This window comes from Amycolatopsis sp. A133, assembly GCF_031082405.1.
Classification (GTDB): domain Bacteria; phylum Actinomycetota; class Actinomycetes; order Mycobacteriales; family Pseudonocardiaceae; genus Amycolatopsis.
In genome coordinates this window covers 177,910-194,868 of the sequence record NZ_JAVHJU010000008.1, presented here as the reverse complement: position 1 = coordinate 194,868, position 16,959 = coordinate 177,910, and the positions used below count along the sequence as shown (strand labels likewise).

The window sequence follows — 16,959 nt, the reverse complement described above, 5'->3', positions numbered from 1 at the left end:
AGCGCCATGTTGGTGATTTGTGTTCGACTACCAACTAAAGTTCTGTGTGCTCTTGGAGAAGCCGGCGGGCGACGTCGACGGTCGCGGCCCCGGCGACGGCCATGGCTTCGGTGTCCCGCAGCGAGCGGCAGAGGACGAAGGCGCCTTCGAGGTTGTTGACGGCGGTGATGGTGAGGGTCCGGGCGGCTTCGCGGCCGAGGCCGAACCGCGCGAACCTCTCGGTGCCGGCGTCGATCCAGGCGGTGAAGACGTCCGCGGTGGCTTTCCGGAGCGGCTCGTTGGTGGAGGCGACCTCGAGGGCGACGGTCGCGATCGGGCAGCCCTCGACGTAGTCGGTGGCTTCGAGGGTCGCGATCCCGGCGGCGAAGAAGGCTTCGATGCCGCTGACGACGTCGTCCGCCGGCACGATGAAGAGGTCGAACAGCGCGATGTAGGCGAGCCCCGAGGTGCGGATGACCTCCTCGCCGAGCTGTTCCTTCCCACCGGGGAAGAAGTGGTAGAGGGACCCGAAGGGCGCGCCGGCCTCGGAGACGATCTGCTTCAGCCCGGTACCGGCGTAGCCGTTGCGCCGGAAGAGCTCGGCCCCGGCGGCCATGATGCGTTCCTTGGTCCCTGCCACGAGTTCAGGATAGAGCGTTCTATCAACGGAGCTTTCACGTGAAAGCTCGAGCCGCACTTTCCCTACGAAAGTGACGCTAGTGGAGGTCCCAGGCGGGGCCGGCGTCCTCGGCGTCGTCGCGCAGGATGGTGCCCTCGATCAGCCCGTACGGGCGGTCGGCCGCGTAGAACACCTCGTTGTCGTTCTTCAGCCCGAACGGGCTCAGGTCCACCAGGAAGTGGTGCTTGTTCGGCAGTGACAACCGGACCTCGGCGACCTCTTCACGGTGCCGCAGCACCGCCTCGCCCATCGCGTACAGCGTCTGCTGCAGGGAAAGGCTGTGCTTCGTCGCGAACGTCTCCAGCATCAGCCGCCGGATCTCGCGGTGGCTCTCCGCCCAGCCGATGCCGTCGCCCTGGTACCGCCACCGGGCCGTGACGGCGGTGGCGAGGATCCGGTCGCCGGTGGCCGCCAGGGTCGTGTACTGGTCGCGGGGGAAGCCGTGGAACTCCGAGCCGGTTGACTTGAGCAGGGTCAGGCCGTCGATGCCGGACACGACCCACGCGCGGCCGTCCCGGACCGTGACGGCGGTGGTGCGCCGCTCGTCGCCGGCCCGGCTGAACGCGTGCTCGTGCGGCTCGCCGCCGACCGGGATCCGGTCCCAGCCGTGCTCGTCGATCTTGATCCGCGCGCCGGTGATGTTCTCCTGCGTGCCGGTGAAGTGGCGGGCCAGGCGCAGGGCGAAGTCCTCGATCTCGCCGACCGGCGCCTCCTTCGCGAAGGCGTACACGGTGTTCTTCTGCGTGTCGGTCGCCAGCACCCCGGCGTTGTCGCCGGTCAGGTGCGTCGCCGCCAGCTCACCGCGCAGCGACGTCGACACGGTGAGGTCCTTCAGGTGGTGCACCGGGCCGTCGCGGCGGACCGTCACCAGGCGGACCTCCGCCTTGCCGTACTGGTTGGGGCCCAGGGTGATGGCCACGGTCAGCTCCCTCGGTAGGTCGAATAGGCGAACGGGCTGAGCAGGAGCGGCACGTGGTGGTGCGCCGCGGGGTCGGAGATCCGGAAGGTCAGCGCGACCTCCGGGAAGAACGCGTCCGGGCCCAGGTAGGCACCGGTGTCGAAGACCAGGCGGTAGCCGCCCGGGGCCAGGGTTTCCGGGCCGAGGTCGCGGATGCGGCCGTCGTCGTCGGTACGCCCTTCGGCGATCGGCTCGCCCTCGGCCGTTTCGAAGCGGACGGCGATCCCCTTCGCGGGGCGTCCGGTCGCCGTGTCGAGGACGTGGGTGGTCACGAGGCTCACGCGGTCACCGCTTTCGCGAGTCGGAGTTCGGCGATCTTCAGCAGCTCACGACCGGCGATGGCCAGCTCGGTCGCGGGGTCGTTGTCCAGCCGTTCGCGGAGGATCCTCAGCAGTTCCTCGCCGCTGCGTCCGCTCGCGCAGACCAGGTAGACGTGGCCGAACTTGGCTTCGTATTCGGCGTTCGCGGCGGCGAACGCGTCCGCATTGTCCACACCGGACTGTTCCGACCGGGCCCAGCCCGCCGCGGGCTTTTCCCCGATCCGCGGGTGCGCGGCCATCGCCAGCCGGATCTCGTCGCTGCTCAGCGGCAGGTCGGCGGCGGCTTTCAGGGCCTCGAGATCGGCGTACGGCCGCCCGGCGAGCAGGGTGTCGACCCAGCGCGGGACGGCCAGGCACGCCGTCAGCAGCGGCCGGACGTCGGTGGTGTTGAACTCGGTGAGCAGCACGCGCTGACCGTACGTCGGCGCCGGAGCGCCGTCAACATTTTGTTGAAAGCGCTGGTCAGTCCGCTTCCCGGTTGAGGTAGTTGTAGACGGTGAACCGCGTGACGCCGAGGGCGTCGGCCACCGACGAGACGGATTTCCGCAGGCCGAAGGCGCCGCGTTCGCGCAGCAGCCGCACCGCGCGCTGCTTGCCCGCGCGGTCGAGTTCGCTCAGTTCGGCGCCCAGTTCCCGCTCGACGTCGGCGATGAGCCGGGCCAGGGCGTCGTTCAGTTCGACGACGGGCGTGCTCCCCGGGGCGTCGGCCCGCCGCAGCTGCAACGTGACCCGCGTGGCGCCGCCCTCCAGGGCCGCCTTTGCGATCGCCGGGAGCGCTTCGAGCAGTTCCTCCGCTTCGCCGCGGGCGAGGGTGCCGAGCGGGCCGAAATCGGTGTCCAGCCCGGCTTCCGTCGCGGCGTCGCGGGCGGCGACGGCGTGCTCGGGCGGCGAACCCTCGCCGTGGAACGGTTCGCTCGTGAACTCCGCTTCAAGCCGCACGACGATGACCGTAACGCGCCGCGTCCGTCGTTGACGAGCGGCGCGCGCCGTGGTTACTGTCGTTGTGCGAAACCGCCTTTCCGTACCGTGAAATCCGTACGGTGAAATCGGCGGTGGTCATTCTCCCCGGCGAAGGGTTTTCGGATGGATCTTGTGGTGCGCGCCGCCCGGGCCGTGACGCCCGAGGGCGAGGTCCCGGCGACGCTCGGCGTCGACGGCGGCCGGATCGTCGCGGTCGAACCCGGCGGTGCGCCGCTGACCGGCGACCGCGTCCTCGATCTCGGCGACGACGTCGTGCTGCTGCCGGGTTTGGTCGACACGCACGTCCACGTGAACGACCCCGGCCGCGCCGAGTGGGAGGGCTTCGAGACGGCCACCCGTGCGGCGGCGGCGGGCGGGGTGACGACGATCGTGGACATGCCGTTGAACAGCCTGCCGCCGACGGTCGACGTCGCGGCCCTGGAGGTCAAGCGCACGGCGGCGGCCGGCCGGGTGCACGTCGACGTCGGTTTCTGGGGCGGTGCGATCCCCGGGAACGTCACGGATTTGCGCGGCTTGCACGAGGCCGGGGTGTTCGGCTTCAAGTGCTTCCTGCTGCACTCCGGCGTCGACGAGTTCCCGCCGCTCGATCCGGCCGGGCTCGACGAAGCGTTGCGGGAGCTGAGTTCCTTCGACGCGCTGATGATCGTCCACGCCGAGGACGCGCACGAAATCGACGAAGCACCCGAGCCGCACGGAGGTCGCTATGTCGACTTTCTGCAGTCCCGGCCGCGGCAGGCGGAGAACCTCGCGGTGGCGCACGTCATCGAGGCGGCTCGCCGCCATTCCGCGCGGGCGCACATCCTGCACCTGTCCTCTTCGGACGCGCTGCCGCTGATCGCCTCGGCGCGTCGCGACGGCGTCCGGCTGTCGGCGGAAACCTGCCCGCACTACCTCAGCTTCGTCGCCGAAGAGATCCGCGACGGCGCAACGCAGTTCAAGTGCTGCCCGCCGATCCGCGAAGCCGCCAACCGCGAGCTGCTCTGGCAGGGGCTCGCCGACGGCGTGATCGACACGATCGTCAGCGACCATTCGCCGTGCACGCCGGAGCTGAAACGCTTCGACAGCGGCGACTTCGGCCAGGCCTGGGGCGGGATTTCCAGCCTGCAGCTGGGGCTCCCGGCGATCTGGACACAGGCCCGCCAGCGCGGGTTCGCGCTCGCCGACGTCGTTCGCTGGATGGCCGAGCGCCCGGCCGCGCAGGCCGGGATGCGCCGCAAGGGCCGGCTGGCGGCCGGCCACGACGCCGACTTCTGCGTGTTCGCGCCGGACGAGGCGTTCGTGGTCGACGTCGCGAAACTGAAGCACCGCAACCCGGTCAGCGCGTACGACCGGCGTCCGCTCGCCGGCGTCGTGCGCTCGACGTGGCTGCGGGGCACCGAAATCACCGGTGACGAGCCGCGCGGCGCGCTGCTGACCCGGGGCAACTGCTGACATGGAGGCTGTGGTGACCGACCGTCTGGAGTGGACAGAACTGCCCGACCTCGCGTCCCGCCGCTTCGGCGGGACGGTGATGTGGGCGACCGACGAGCTGTTCGCCGAAAAGGAGAACCTGGTCAACCCCTGGGTGCCGGCGCACCGCGCGGAGACGTTCGGGCCGAAGGGCCAGGTCTACGACGGCTGGGAGACCCGCCGCCACCGCGAACCGGGCGACGACCAGGCGATCGTGCGGCTCGGCCTGGCCGGTACGATCACCGGCGTCGTCGTCGACACGGCGTTCTTCAAGGGCAACTACCCGCCGTTCGTCTCGGTCGAGGCGACGTCGCTGCCGGGCTACCCGTCGGCGGCGGAGGTGGCTTCGGCCGATTGGGACCCACTGGTCGACCGCGCCGCGGCGGCGGGCCACACCGAGAACTTCTACGCGGTCAACGGTTCCCGGCGGTACACGCACGTGCGGCTGACGCAGCACCCGGACGGCGGCGTGGCGCGCCTGCGCGTGCACGGCGCCCCGATCCCGGACCCGGCGCTGCTCGATCTGGACGCACTCGACCTGGCGGCGCTGGAGAACGGCGCGCTCGTCACCGGCTGCAGCAACCGGTTCTACTCGTCGCCGAACAACATGCTGTCGCCGGGACTGGCCGCCCACCAGGCGGAGGGCTGGGAGACGGCCCGCCGCCGCGACGACGGCAACGACTGGGTGACGCTGCGGCTGGCCGGCGCCGGGATCGTCCGATTCGTGGAGCTGGACACGAGCAACCTGAAGGGCAACGCGCCGGGCTGGGCGTCGGTGAGCGGCCGCGAGACGTACGGCGAGTGGGTTCCGCTGCTGAAGAAGACGCGCTTGCAGCCGGACACCCGCCACCGTTTCGTGTTGCCGGACGGCCCCGAGGTGACGGAGGCCCGGCTGGACATCTACCCGGACGGCGGCTTGGCGCGGCTGAGGCTGTTCGGGCGGCTCACGGAAGCGGGCCGCGCGAACCTCAAGGCGCGGTTCGCGAAGACGCGTTAGCCGAGGGTGCGGTCGATGGCGTAGACCGAGCGCAGGGGGAGCAGGCGCTTGTACTCGAGGCTGAACTTGTCGTAGTACTCGAAGATCAGCTTGACCAGCTGACGCCCGTTGATCAGGCGGAGGTTCTGCCGATGCCGTTCCTCGTGCTGCGCGTCGGCGGAGTAGCTGCCCAACGTCACGAACAGGCCGAGTTCGGATCCGCCCGCCGCGAGCGTTCCGGTCAGCTGCTGCACTTCGGGGCGGCCGATCGACGAGGTCGTGCGCTTGCACTGCACCTTGATGATCGGCGGCTCCAGCAGGAGCGGGTCGTGCGAGGCAAGGATGTCGTAACCGCCGTCGCGGGAAGGGCTGGTCACCTCGGTGCGATACCCCATCGCGCGGAGGAGGTGGGCGACGAAGTGCTCGAAATCGACGCCTTCGAGCTTCGTCATCAAGGTTTCGATGACGAAGTCGTGGGTGTAGGTCTCGATTCGTTCCGCGTCCGGCTGATCCGCCGCTTCGTCCGCCGCAGCTTCCGGCTCGGCTTCGACCGTGGAGGAAACCTCAGCCGGTGGCGTGCCGTCCAGGAAGTCGAGGAACTCCTGTTTGTGCTGCTTGACCTGGAACACGGTCACGGCCGAGCCGATCTCGTAACGCGCGCTCTGCGAGAACGTCGTCCGCGGGACGCCGGTCCTCAGCCAGCTCACTTTCCGCCGGTTGGCGTGCAGGGGAGCTCCCGCTTCGAAGTAGTAGCCGCCGGTGATCCGGCCGATGTTGAGGGTGCTGTCCGGCTTGTAGGGGTAGATGACGATGTCCCCGGGGCGCATCCGGTGCCGGAACGAAAGCAACGTTCCGGCGGTCACCGGGATGGCGCCCGGCTTCAAATCGGGGCGTGCTCGGGCGACGCGGGCCTTCGCATCGTCGCGGTCGTCTTTCAGATCGGAGAGGTCGCCCAGGTCGTCCCAGCCGATCGAGACGAATCCGTTCTCGACCAGGTCCAGTTGTGGCTGGTCGTTGTGGATGCCCCAGATCGTCGTCATGGCCCAACGTTAGCGGGCGAAAACGCGTCAGCCCGCGTCGGGGCGGTTGAGGTAAGCCGACGCCAGCGACAACACGCAGGCGCAGCCGATGATCGCGCTCACCCACCACGGCAGGCCCGCCACGATGCTCCAGACGAAGCCCGCCGCCGCGAGCACGGCGACGAGGATGTTCCGGAACTGCAGCGGGGTCGGCTTGGCCATGCCGCCAGCCTCTCACGGCCCGCTGCCGACCCCGCGCTCTCCCCCGCGTCGTGAGTGGTAAGGCGGGTTAGAACCCGCCTTACCACTCACGACAAGCCGCGGCAGACCTCGGCGCGGTGGCCGGGTTCGAGCAGCACGAGCCGGTCGGCCAGCCCGGCCGTCTCGAACGCCTCCCGCAGCACGTCCGGCCCTTCGCTGAAGTGCTGCCACCCCCGCAAGTGCAGCGGAACCACCTTCGCCGCGCCGAGCACCTTCGCCGCCTCGGCGGCGTTCGCGCTGGTCAGCGTCAGGGGAGCGCCGTCGAACAACGGCGTCCGGGCCGCTCCGGCGAACAGCACCGCGATGTCGACGCGGAACCGCGCCGCGATCTCCCGCACCAGGTCCACCGACGCGTTGTCGCCGCTGACGTACACCGTCGGCAGGTCGTCGCCCGTCAGCACGAAGCCGGTCACGTCACCGGTCAGGCGCGAAGCCCCTTCCGGCCCGTGCAACGCCGGCACCGCCGTGACGGTCAGCGGCCCGACCCGCGTCTCCTCCCACGGCTCCAGGCCGCGGGCCGTCCCGCCGAGCCGCGCGGCTCCGCTGGGCGTGATCAGCGTCAGCGGCACCGTCGCGAGGTAGGCGCGGCCGCGGTCGTCGAGGTTGTCGGGGTGCTGGTCGTGGGACAGCAGGACGGCGTCCACCACCCCGATCGCCTCTTCGGTCAGCACCGATTCCTCGGTCTTGACCAGCACGCGCTCGCCGACCGGGTGGTCACCGGGCGGGTCGAAGGTCGGGTCGGTGAGCAGCCGGAGGCCGCCCAGTTCCAGCAGGGCGGTCGGACCGCCGGACAACGTGATCCCCAAGGTCATACCCGGGCCAACAGCGGGAACGGCCGTTCCCTTCCCGCGGCTAGGGCGCCGACTGCCGCCGCGAGCTGATCACGCCGGTGTTGAACCCGGCCAGGTGCAGCCCGCCGGCGAAGCGCGCGTGCTCGATCTTCACGCACCGGTTCATCACGACGTCCAGCCCGGCTTCGCGCGCTTTGTCCGCTACCGGCTCGTGCCACAGCCCGAGCTGCAGCCACAGCGTCCGCGCGCCGGCGTCGATGACCTCCTCGGCGACCCGGGGCAGGTCGTCGTGCTTGCGGAACACGCTGACCAGGTCCGGTTCGCCCGGGACGTCCTCGAGAGACGGGTACACCGGCTTCCCGAGCAGCGTGTCCAGGCGCGGGTTGACGAAGTTCACCTCGTAGCGCGTCGACGAGAGCAGGTAGGTCGCGACGAAGTAGCTGGGCCGCGCCGGGTTGGCCGACGCGCCGACCAGCGTCACCGACTTCGTCCGGTTCAGGATCGCGCGCCGCTCGACGGCCCCGACGTGGTGGACGCCGTGCGTCATCCGGCCACCGCCTTGCCGAGCGCCTGGTCGAGGTCCCAAAGGATGTCCTCGACGTCTTCCAGCCCGATCGACAGCCGGATCAGGTCCGGCCCGACCCCCGCGGCCGCCAGCTGCTCCTCCGACAGCTGCGCGTGCGTGGTCGACGCCGGGTGGATGACGAGCGTCCGCGCGTCCCCGACGTTCGCCAGGTGCGACAGCAGCTCCACCGATTCGACGAACTTCTCGCCGGCCGCGCGGCCGCCGTCGATCCCGAAGGAGAACACCGCGCCCGGTCCGGCCGGCAGGTACCGCTTCGCCAGGTCGTGGTGCGGGTGCGACGGCAACCCGGCGTAGGACACCCAAGCCACCCGCGGGTCCGCTTCGAGGTGTTCGGCGACGGCGCGAGCGTTGGCGACGTGCGCGTCCATCCGCTGCGGGAGCGTCTCGACCCCTTGCAGCAGCAGGAAAGCCGAGTGCGGCGACAGGACGGCGCCGATGTCCCGCAACTGCTCGGCGCGCAGCCGGGTGCAGAAGGCGTACTCGCCGAAGTTCTCCCAGTACTTCAGGCCGCCGTAGCTGTCGACGGTCTCGGTCATCCGCGGGAACTTCCCGTTGCCCCAATCGAACTTCCCGGACTCGACGACGATCCCGCCGAGCGTCGTCCCGTGGCCGCCGAGGAACTTCGTCGCCGAGTGCAGCACGATGTCGGCGCCGTGCTCGATCGGGCGGCACAGGTACGGCGTCGCCAGCGTCGCGTCGACGACCAGCGGAACGTCGTGGGCGTGCGCGAGGTCGGCCAGCGCGGCGAGGTCGGCGATGCCGCCGCGGGGGTTTCCGATCACCTCGGTGTAGAGCAGCCGGGTCCGGTCGGTGATGGCGGCGGCGTAGTCGTCGATGCCGCCGCTGACGAAGGTGGTCTCGACGCCGAAGCGCCGGAGCGTGCCGGTGAGCTGGGTGACGGTGCCGCCGTAGAGGCCGCTCGCGGACACGATGTGGTCGCCGGCTTCGGTGAGCGCGCTGAAGGTGAGGAACTCCGCGGCCTGCCCGCTGGCGGTGGCGACCCCGCCGATGGCGCCTTCGAGGCTGGCGATCCGCTCCTCGAACGCGGCCACGGTCGGGTTCCCGATCCGGCTGTAGATGTTGCCGTACTTCTGCAGCGCGAAGAGGTTCGCGGCGTCGGCGGCGTCTTCGAAGACGAAGCTCGTGGTCTGGTAGATCGGCACGGCCCGCGCGCCGGTCGCGGGGTCGGGCGTGCCACCCGCGTGCAGGGCGCGGGTGCGGAAGCCCCAGCTGCGTTCACTCATCGTGGTTCACGGTAACCGCACGATCCCCCGATTGACACGTCTCCCACGGCGTGGGCGCGGCTACGCTCCACCCCGTGACGGTGCGCTGGAGCGTGACGATCGACTGCGCGGACCCCCGCGCTTTGGCGAGGTTCTGGGCGGTGGCCCTCGGCTACATCGAACGGCCGCCGCCACCGGGGTTCGCGAGCTGGGAAGCGTGGTTCGCGCAGAGCGGCGTCCCCGGGCAGGAACGGGACGACGGCGCGTACCTGAGCGACCCGGAGGGCGCCCTGCCGAGCCTGAGCTTCCTCAAGGTCCCCGAACCGAAGATCGCGAAGAACCGGGTCCACCTGGACGTCCAGGCCGGCGGCGGCCGCGAGGTGCCGTGGGAGACGCGCTGGGAGAGGGTCGTCGAGGCGGTCGCCCGGTTGACCGCCGCGGGCGCGACCGTCCTGCACGAGTTCCGGCTGGACGGCCGGCCCGACCACGTGCTGATGGCGGATCCGGAGGGCAACGAGTTCTGCGTGCTCTGAGTGTCGATCGGGGCCCGGCCCGTTCGTTTGACCAGTGCACCCCGCAGCACGGAGGAGTCGCCATGGCGTTCACGGCCGAAGAGATCGGCTACCTGCGTTCCCAGCCGCTGGCCCGCGTGGCCACGCTCGGCCCGGGCGGCCAGCCGGACCTCGTCCCGCTCGCCTTCGAATACGACGGCGAGCACTTCTGGGTCGGCGGTGCCGGCGCGGCGGTGACCGGGACGCGCAAGTTCCGCAACGTCGCCGCCGGCCGCCGGAAGGTCGCCCTGCTGGTCGACGACCTGGTCTCGCTGCAGCCGTTCGTCGCACGGGCGATCCGGGTCTACGGCGTCGCGGACGAACCGGTGGAGCGCACCGGACTGGTCGGGCCGGGGCGGTACTCGCGGATCACGCCGAGGATCTCCTGGAGCTGGAACATGGCCGGCGAGCCGGTCGGCGAGACCTGGTACGAGCCGAGGCGGGCGGTGCACCCCTAGCGGATCGAGCCCGCGTGCCGCCGGCCCGCCGCGAGATGACCGAGATCACCTCCAATCCGGTCACATCCGTCCCCGCCGCAGGGTCTACTGCTACGACCGGCGGAAGGAACAGGACACAGTGGACACGCTGACCGAGCGGTTCGAGCAGGAGCGGCCGAGGCTGCGGGCGGTCGCCTACCGGATGCTGGGTTCGGCGGCCGAAGCCGACGACGCCGTCCAGGAGGCGTGGCTGCGGTTCCACCGCACCGACGCCGGCGAGATCGGCAACCTCCCCGCCTGGCTGACGACCGTGGTCGCCCGGCTGTGCCTGTCCCTGCTGCGCGCGCGTCGCAACCACCGCGAGGAACCCTTGGACGGCCGGCCCGAGCCGGACGACGACCGCCGCGACCCCGGTCAGGAGGCGGAGCTGGCGGACACCGTCGGGCTGGCGCTGCTGGTGGTGCTCGACGCGCTGGGCCCGGCCGAGCGCGTCGCGTTCGTGCTGCACGACATGTTCGCGGTGCCGTTCGACGAGATCGCGCCGGTGATCGGCAAGACCCCGGCCGCCACCCGCCAGCTCGCGAGCCGCGCCCGCCGCCGGGTGAAGGGCGGCACCGCGGTGGACGCGGACCTGCCCCGGCGGCGCAAGGTCGTCGAAGCCTTCCTGGCGGCGTCCCGCGGCGGCGACTTCGAAGCACTCCTGGCCCTGCTCGACCCGGACGTGGTGCTGCACGCCGACCGGTTCGCGGGCCCCAGCCCGGCACCGATCGTGCTGCGCGGTGTCGAGAGCGTGCGCCGGGGCGCGATCCTGGCGTCCGAGCGGGCCCGCGCGAGCGAACTCGCCCTGGTCGACGGCGCCCCCGGCCTGCTCATGGTCCGCGAGGGACGGCTCGCGGTCGTCCTGGCGTTCCAGGTCGAGGGCGACCGCATCACGGGCATCGAGGTCATCGCCGACCCGGAGCGGCTCGACGCGCTGGAGCTGGCGGTTCTCTAGCCCAGAGCGGCGCGAAGGCGGGCTTCGCGCTCTTCGGGCGTCTGACGCGGGCAGCTCACGCACTTGGGGTTGCCGACTTCGTAGATCAGGCAGCACGAAGCACGCCGTACGGCGGGGGTACGGCCGACGCGCACGAAGCGCGGCTTCGGCAGGCCCAGGTCGATCGCGGCGATCAGAGGTTCGGCGAGGGCCATCGCGCGCTCCGGATCGGGCGTCCACAGCAGCCGGTTGCCGATCGAATCGGTGGCGATCGCGCCGAGCGCGCGTTCCCGGGCCCCGCTGACGGCGGCGATGGTCTTGATCGCCGTGCCGAGGGCGGTGGCGAGCGCGGCGCCCAGCTCGGGGAGGCCGCCGTCGAGCGGACGGGTGGATCGCGCGCCGAGGAACCGCCCGTCGGCGACCAGGTCGAGTTCCACCGCGTCCAATGAGGGATCGGCGAGGGTCCCGGCCACCAGGCCTTCCACGGCCGGGGCCACCAGGACCGACGACAGCGAGTACCACCAGATCGTCCCGAGCACCTCGGGTCGCGCGCAGCCGTACAGCTTCGCGGCACCGCCGATGCGGGCCCGCACCCACTCGGCGTCCGCGAGCCGGGTCGCGGACGCGGTCCAGTCGGGCTTCACCCCTGCAGCCTTCCAGACTTCAGCGCCGCCGATACGTCGAGACCGTGAACGACACCGTGACGACCTGCGGCTCGTGGAGCGCGTCGAGACGCTCCCGGCGGCCGTCCCGGTCCAGGTGGAACGCGGCCGGACCCATCTCGACCGCCTGGCGCACCTGCCGCGGCGTCAGCTCCACCTCGCGCCGGACCTCCGTGCGGTCCGTGCGCGCGAAGTACTCGCCGAGGGTGGCGTCGAGGCGCTCGTCCTTGCGCTCGTCGACGGCCAGCACCAGGTCGCCCAGCTCGCGGAGGTGGTCCGGGGCCGGCGCCGCCACCACCAGGAGCCCGCCGGGGCGCAGGACGCGGTGGAACTCCGGCCCGTTGCGCGGCGCGAAGACGTTCAGCACGACCGACGCCACCCCGTCGCCCACCGGCCACGGCTCCCACAGGTTCCACACCGCCGCGCCCAGCCGCGGGTGGGCCCGTGCGGCCCGCCGCAGCGCCACCGCCGAGACGTCCAGCGCGAGACCGGACGCCGCCGACGCCTCCAGCACCCGCGCGAGGTAGTAACCGGTGCCCGCGCCCGCGTCGATCACGAGGCCGTCGGCGTCCCCGCACACACGCGCGAGCTCGTCCGCCAGCGGCTCGTAGGCGCCCGACGCCAGGAAGTCCGCGCGCGCCGCGACCATCGGCGCGGTGTCTGCCGTTCCGGCCGGGATTCGCGCGTGCAACAGGTTCACATAACCCTGGCGCGCTAGATCGAAAGAGTGGCGGTTCCCGCAACGCAGCGTGCGTCCGGCTGCGCCGATCGGGTCACCGCACACCGAACACCGCAGTGCCGCGACGACCCGGGGTGGCAGTGGGTCATTCCCGTGGTCGGCCGGTGTCATGGGGATATTCGACCACGACGTTTCGCAACCGGACACCTGAGGCGGGGTGGTGGGAAACCTGGCCGTAACAACCGGGCGCGGACAGTTCACGCGGGCGAAACCTCACGAGCCGCCCCGTGAAACACCGCGCGCCAAAACTGCCATCGCACCAACCCAGGGCACGGGAGGACGATGTGCTGAACGCAGGAGACACCGCGTGGGTATTGGCCAGCGCCGCGCTGGTCATGCTCATGACCCCAGGACTGGCGTTCTTCTATGGCGGCATGGTCCGCGCGAAGAGCGTCCTGAACATGCTGATGATGAACTTCATCGCGCTGGCCGTCGTGGGGGTGCTGTGGGCCCTGTACGGGTTCACGATGTCCTTCGGCGACGACGCTTTTGGTGGTTTGCTCGGTAACTTCCACTTCGCCGGCCTCGAGAACACCTTCGGGAAGCTCGCCGGCTTCGCGGTCGCTGCCACCGACACCACGCCGGCGGTCGCCTGGCCCGGCCCGGACGGCCTGCCCGTCCTCGCGTTCGTGATGTTCCAGCTGATGTTCGCGATCATCACGCCCGCGCTGATCTCCGGCGCCATCGCCGACCGCGCGAAGTTCTGGGGCTGGACGCTGTTCGTCGTCATCTGGGTGACGGTCGTGTACTTCCCGGTCGCGCACTGGGTGTTCTCCTTCAACGGCTTCATCGGCGAGAACTCGGTCGGCGGCTGGATCGCCAACAACCTCAAGGCGCTCGACTTCGCCGGGGGCACCGCGGTCCACATCAACGCCGGTGCCGCGGGCTTGGCGCTGGCCATCGTGCTCGGCAAGCGCAAGGGCTGGCCGAAGGACACCGGCCGGCCGCACAACGTGCCGTTCGTGCTGCTCGGTGCTTCCCTGCTGTGGTTCGGCTGGTACGGCTTCAACGCCGGTTCGGCGCTGGCCGCCAACGACCTCGCCGCCGTCGCGTTCACCAACACCACCGTCGCCACCGCCGCCGCCGTCCTCGGCTGGCTGCTGGTCGAGCAGCTCAAGTTCGGCAAGCCGACCACCCTCGGTGCGGCTTCCGGCGCGGTCGCCGGCCTGGTCGCCATCACCCCGGCGTGTGGTTTCGTGAGCCCGATCGGGGCCATCGCGATCGGTCTCATCGCCGGTGCGGTCTGCGCGCTCGCCATCTCGCTCAAGTTCAAGTTCGGCTTCGACGACTCGCTCGACGTCGTCGGTGTCCACCTGGTCGGCGGCATCGTCGGCACGCTGCTGATCGGCTTCTTCGGCACCACCAGCGTCAACGCGCTCGGTGCGGACGGCCTCTTCTACGGCGGCGGGTTCACCCAGCTGGGCCGTCAGGCCGCGGCCGCCGGTGCGGTGCTCGTGTACTCGTTCGTGCTGTCCTTCATCATCGGCTTCGTGATCAAGAAGGCCGGCGGCTTCCGCGTCAGCACCGAGGACGAGATCACCGGCATCGACGAGGCCCAGCACGCGGAGAGCGCGTACGACTTCACCGGGTCCAGCGGCGGCATCGGCCAGCCGACGACGATCCCGGTCAAGTCCGCCACCGGCAACGCGAAACTCGAGGAGAGCAAGGCATGAAGCTCATCACGGCGATTGTGAAGCCGTTCACGCTCGACGACGTCCGCTCCGCGCTGGAGCAGCTGGGCGTGCTGGGCATGACGGTCAGCGAGGTCCAGGGGTACGGCCGGCAGAAGGGCCACACCGAGGTCTACCGCGGCGCGGAGTACTCGGTCGACTTCGTGGCCAAGCTGAAGGTCGAGGTCGTCACCGACGACACCAACGTGGAGAAGGTCCTCGAGGCCATCACCACGGCCGCGCACACCGGCAAGATCGGCGACGGCAAGGTGTGGGTGACGCCCGTGGAGACCGTCATCCGGGTACGGACCGGCGAGCGCGGCACGGACGCTCTATAGGCGTCCGGGATGGCCGACGGGGGCGAACTGGTCAAGGCCACCGAGCGCTTGCTCGAGGGCAGGCACGGGAGGCTGGGGGCGTCCGCACTGCGGGCGGCCCTGGTCGACCTCTACGAGTTCTGGCTGGGCCGGGGAGCCTCGGCGGCCGGCGTCGACACCGCGGAACCGGGTGTCGCGCTGGTCGCCGTGGGCGGGCTCGGCCGCCGGGAGCTGGTGCCGTTCTCCGATCTCGACCTGCTGCTGGTGCACAACGGCAACAGCGGCGTCGGGGAGATCGCGGACGCGCTCTGGTATCCGTTGTGGGACGCAAAAATCGGGCTCGACCACTCGGTCCGCACGCCCGGCGAAGCGCTGAAGGTCGCTTCGGAAGACCTTCGGGTGGCGATGGGCCTGCTCGACGCCCGGCACCTCGCCGGGGACGCCGAGCTGAGCGGCCGGCTGGTTTCCGCGGCGCGGGACCAGTGGCGTCGCACGGCGCGCAAGCAGATCCCGGACGTGACGGCGTCGGTCCGGCAGCGCTGGGCCCGCAGCGGGGAGATCGCGCAGTCCGCCGAGCCCGACCTCAAGCACGGCCGGGGCGGGCTGCGGGACTTCGCCGTCCTGGAAGCGCTGGCCGCGGCGCAGCTCACCGCGCGTCCGGGTGAGGAACTCCTGGAAGCGAAGGGGCTCCTGCTCGACGTCCGCACGGAGCTGCGGCGCGAAATCCGGCGTGAGCGGGACGTCCTGTCCGCGCCGGAGGCCGAGCTGGTGGCCGCCGAACTCGGCTTCGGCGACCGGTTCACCCTGGCCCGCAAGCTGTCGGGCGCGGGCCGGACGATCGCGTACGCGCTCGACGTCGCCCTCCGGTCCACGGTGGATCCTCCTCGGGCCCGCTTCGGGCGACGTCCCGCGCGGACACCACTGGCCGAAAACGTGGTGTTGCACGGGAACGAGGTCGCGCTGGCCCGCGACGCCGTCCCGGCGAAGGACCCGGCGCTGCTGCTGCGGGTCGCGGCGGCGTCGGCGCGCACCGGCAAGCCGATCGCGCTCGGCACGCTCAAGGCGCTGGCCGAGTCGGCGCCGGAGCTGCGCGCGCCGTGGCCGGCCGAGGCGCTGAACGCGCTGGTCGAGCTGCTGGGCGCGGGCGAAGGCCTGGTCGACGCGGTCGAGTCCCTGGACCGGACGGGCCTGTGGTCCCGGCTGTTCCCCGAGTGGGGCGCGGTCCGCGACCTGCCGCCGCGCTCGCCGGTGCACCAATGGACGGTCGACCGGCACCTCGTGCGCACCTGCGTCGAGGCCGCCAAGCTGACCACCACGGTCTCGCGGCCGGACCTGCTGCTGATCGGCGCGCTGCTGCACGACATCGGCAAGGGCCGCGACGCCGACCATTCGGAGCTGGGCGCCAAGATTTCGGTCCAGGTGGCGACCCGGCTGGGCCTGACGCCGTCCGACGCCGCGACGGTGTCGTCGATGGTCCGCCACCACCTGCTGCTCCCGCACACCGCGACGCGCCGCGACATCAGCGAACCGGCGACGGTGGCGCGGGTGGTGAAGACCCTGGACAGCAACCTGGTCCTGGTCGAGCTGCTGCACGCGTTGACCCAGGCCGATTCGCTGGCCACCGGCCCCGGCGTCTGGACGGACTGGAAGGCCCGGCTGCTCGCCGAGCTGGTGTCCGGCTGCGAGGAAGTGTTGCGCGGCACCGGTTTCACGGCCCCATCGCCGATGGACGACGAACAACGCGAGCTCGTCGCTTCGGCGGTGGCGTCGGGAACGGGCGAAATCCGGATCAGCTCGCACGGCAAGGTGGTGACGGTCCTGCTGGCGGTGCCGGCCCGCGCGGAGCTGCTGGCCCCGGCGGCGGGCGTACTGGCGCTGAACTCGCTGGAGGTCCATTCCGCCGTCCTGCGCGGCCACGCCGGCGGCCGGGCGGGGGTGTTCACGGCGTCCCCGAAGTTCGGTTCGCTGCCGGACGCGACGCTGCTGCGAGAGCAGTTCGCCCGGGCGGTGGCGGGCACATTGCCATTGACGCAGCGCCTGGCGGCGAAGGAGCGCGACTACGGCTCACCGGCCCCGGTGGCGCCGAAGGTGTTGTGGTTCGACGACGAGACGACGGGCCCGGACACGGTGGTGCTGGAGCTGCGCGCGGCGGACCGGATCGGCCTGCTGTTCCGGGTGGCGGGAGCCCTGCGCCGGTGTGACGCGGAGGTCCGCTGGGCGAAGGCGTCGACGCTGGGCGGAGCGGTGGTGGACTCGTTCGCGGTGACACCGAGGAGCGGCCGCATCGAGCCGGGGTGGCGCCGAGAGGTGGAGCAGGCCGTCCTGGCAGCGGCTTCCTAGCTGCGTTGTTCGAAGCTGCGTTGTTCGAAGCTGCGGGGGCTTCCGCAG

The 16,959-nt window shown here is 71.2% G+C and carries 20 protein-coding genes; 8 read left to right on the top strand and 12 right to left on the bottom strand.

The genetic code is table 11. From position 1 onward, the window contains the following. Positions 1–34: 34 nt before the first annotated feature. The 5 genes from Q5425_RS11465 to Q5425_RS11445 all read right to left on the bottom strand — a co-directional run bounded on the left by Q5425_RS11465 (position 35) and on the right by Q5425_RS11445 (position 2,875). A complete protein-coding gene (locus tag Q5425_RS11465) occupies positions 35–595 on the bottom strand; it encodes a TetR/AcrR family transcriptional regulator (RefSeq protein WP_308672217.1) in 561 nt (186 codons plus the stop codon). Positions 596–695: 100 nt separating this feature from the next. Further along, on the bottom strand, positions 696–1,577 hold the full coding sequence (gene pucL, locus Q5425_RS11460; protein ID WP_308672134.1) for a factor-independent urate hydroxylase: 882 nt from the start codon (positions 1,575–1,577) through the stop codon (positions 696–698). Positions 1,578–1,579: 2 nt separating this feature from the next. Next, the gene (gene uraH / locus Q5425_RS11455) at positions 1,580–1,897 is read right to left on the bottom strand and encodes a hydroxyisourate hydrolase (protein ID WP_308672133.1); all 318 of its coding nucleotides are present in this window, start codon (positions 1,895–1,897) and stop codon (positions 1,580–1,582) included. Further along, positions 1,894–2,343, bottom strand: coding sequence for a 2-oxo-4-hydroxy-4-carboxy-5-ureidoimidazoline decarboxylase (gene uraD / locus Q5425_RS11450; RefSeq protein ID WP_308672132.1), 450 nt, complete (start codon positions 2,341–2,343; stop codon positions 1,894–1,896). Before uraD ends, uraH begins: the two co-directional genes overlap by 4 nt. Before the next feature lie 55 nt (positions 2,344–2,398). Next, positions 2,399–2,875 carry a helix-turn-helix domain-containing protein gene (locus Q5425_RS11445; RefSeq protein ID WP_308672131.1) on the bottom strand — a complete coding sequence of 159 codons (477 nt, stop codon included), beginning with the start codon at positions 2,873–2,875 and terminating at the stop codon, positions 2,399–2,401. 144 nt (positions 2,876–3,019) lie between these two features. Between Q5425_RS11445 and allB the strand changes: the two genes are divergently transcribed. Continuing rightward, on the top strand, positions 3,020–4,348 hold the full coding sequence (allB, locus tag Q5425_RS11440; RefSeq protein ID WP_308672130.1) for an allantoinase AllB: 1,329 nt from the start codon (positions 3,020–3,022) through the stop codon (positions 4,346–4,348). 1 nt (position 4,349) lies between these two features. After that, complete coding sequence (gene alc / locus Q5425_RS11435; protein ID WP_308672129.1) at positions 4,350–5,363, top strand: allantoicase; 1,014 nt, start codon at positions 4,350–4,352, stop codon at positions 5,361–5,363. Here the strand turns inward: alc and Q5425_RS11430 are convergent. The 5 genes from Q5425_RS11430 to Q5425_RS11410 form a co-directional block, all read right to left on the bottom strand. Further along, positions 5,360–6,382 (bottom strand): restriction endonuclease, encoded by a 1,023-nt coding sequence (locus Q5425_RS11430; protein WP_308672128.1) that lies wholly within the window; start codon positions 6,380–6,382, stop codon positions 5,360–5,362. The genes alc and Q5425_RS11430 overlap by 4 nt on opposite strands. 27 nt (positions 6,383–6,409) lie before the next feature. Continuing rightward, positions 6,410–6,583 carry a hypothetical protein gene (locus Q5425_RS11425; RefSeq protein WP_308672127.1) on the bottom strand — a complete coding sequence of 58 codons (174 nt, stop codon included), beginning with the start codon at positions 6,581–6,583 and terminating at the stop codon, positions 6,410–6,412. Between the two features lie 86 nt (positions 6,584–6,669). Beyond that, the gene (locus Q5425_RS11420; protein ID WP_308672126.1) at positions 6,670–7,434 is read right to left on the bottom strand and encodes an MBL fold metallo-hydrolase; all 765 of its coding nucleotides are present in this window, start codon (positions 7,432–7,434) and stop codon (positions 6,670–6,672) included. 40 nt (positions 7,435–7,474) lie between these two features. Then, positions 7,475–7,960: a CoA-binding protein gene (locus tag Q5425_RS11415; protein ID WP_308672125.1), complete on the bottom strand. Its 486-nt coding sequence runs from the start codon at positions 7,958–7,960 to the stop codon at positions 7,475–7,477. Beyond that, entirely contained in the window at positions 7,957–9,243 is a 1,287-nt protein-coding gene (locus Q5425_RS11410) for an O-acetylhomoserine aminocarboxypropyltransferase/cysteine synthase (RefSeq protein ID WP_308672124.1), read from the bottom strand. Before Q5425_RS11410 ends, Q5425_RS11415 begins: the two co-directional genes overlap by 4 nt. A gap of 74 nt (positions 9,244–9,317) precedes the next feature. Here Q5425_RS11410 and Q5425_RS11405 point away from each other — a divergent pair, with 74 nt between their 5' ends. The 3 genes from Q5425_RS11405 to Q5425_RS11395 all read left to right on the top strand — a co-directional run bounded on the left by Q5425_RS11405 (position 9,318) and on the right by Q5425_RS11395 (position 11,204). Beyond that, positions 9,318–9,755, top strand: coding sequence for a VOC family protein (locus Q5425_RS11405; RefSeq protein WP_308672123.1), 438 nt, complete (start codon positions 9,318–9,320; stop codon positions 9,753–9,755). 62 nt (positions 9,756–9,817) lie between these two features. Further along, positions 9,818–10,231, top strand: coding sequence for a PPOX class F420-dependent oxidoreductase (locus Q5425_RS11400; protein WP_308672122.1), 414 nt, complete (start codon positions 9,818–9,820; stop codon positions 10,229–10,231). A 118-nt stretch (positions 10,232–10,349) separates the two neighbouring features. Continuing rightward, positions 10,350–11,204, top strand: coding sequence for a sigma-70 family RNA polymerase sigma factor (locus tag Q5425_RS11395; RefSeq protein ID WP_308672121.1), 855 nt, complete (start codon positions 10,350–10,352; stop codon positions 11,202–11,204). Here Q5425_RS11395 and Q5425_RS11390 read toward each other — a convergent pair. Together Q5425_RS11390 and Q5425_RS11385 are read right to left on the bottom strand one after the other, a co-directional pair. After that, positions 11,201–11,827, bottom strand: a complete 627-nt coding sequence (locus Q5425_RS11390; RefSeq protein WP_308672120.1) for a (2Fe-2S)-binding protein — start codon at positions 11,825–11,827, stop codon at positions 11,201–11,203. The genes Q5425_RS11395 and Q5425_RS11390 overlap by 4 nt on opposite strands. A 19-nt stretch (positions 11,828–11,846) precedes the next feature. Then, a complete protein-coding gene (locus tag Q5425_RS11385) occupies positions 11,847–12,695 on the bottom strand; it encodes a putative RNA methyltransferase (protein WP_396135150.1) in 849 nt (282 codons plus the stop codon). A gap of 173 nt (positions 12,696–12,868) precedes the next feature. Here Q5425_RS11385 and Q5425_RS11380 point away from each other — a divergent pair, with 173 nt between their 5' ends. Genes Q5425_RS11380 through Q5425_RS11370 form a run of 3 tightly spaced genes read left to right on the top strand, consistent with a single transcriptional unit; the run spans position 12,869 to position 16,911 of the window. Continuing rightward, positions 12,869–14,257, top strand: coding sequence for an ammonium transporter (locus Q5425_RS11380; protein ID WP_308672118.1), 1,389 nt, complete (start codon positions 12,869–12,871; stop codon positions 14,255–14,257). Next, positions 14,254–14,592: a P-II family nitrogen regulator gene (locus Q5425_RS11375; protein WP_013223833.1), complete on the top strand. Its 339-nt coding sequence runs from the start codon at positions 14,254–14,256 to the stop codon at positions 14,590–14,592. Before Q5425_RS11380 ends, Q5425_RS11375 begins: the two co-directional genes overlap by 4 nt. Positions 14,593–14,601: 9 nt before the next feature. Further along, positions 14,602–16,911, top strand: a complete 2,310-nt coding sequence (locus tag Q5425_RS11370; RefSeq protein WP_308672117.1) for a [protein-PII] uridylyltransferase — start codon at positions 14,602–14,604, stop codon at positions 16,909–16,911. Positions 16,912–16,959 lie beyond the last annotated feature (48 nt).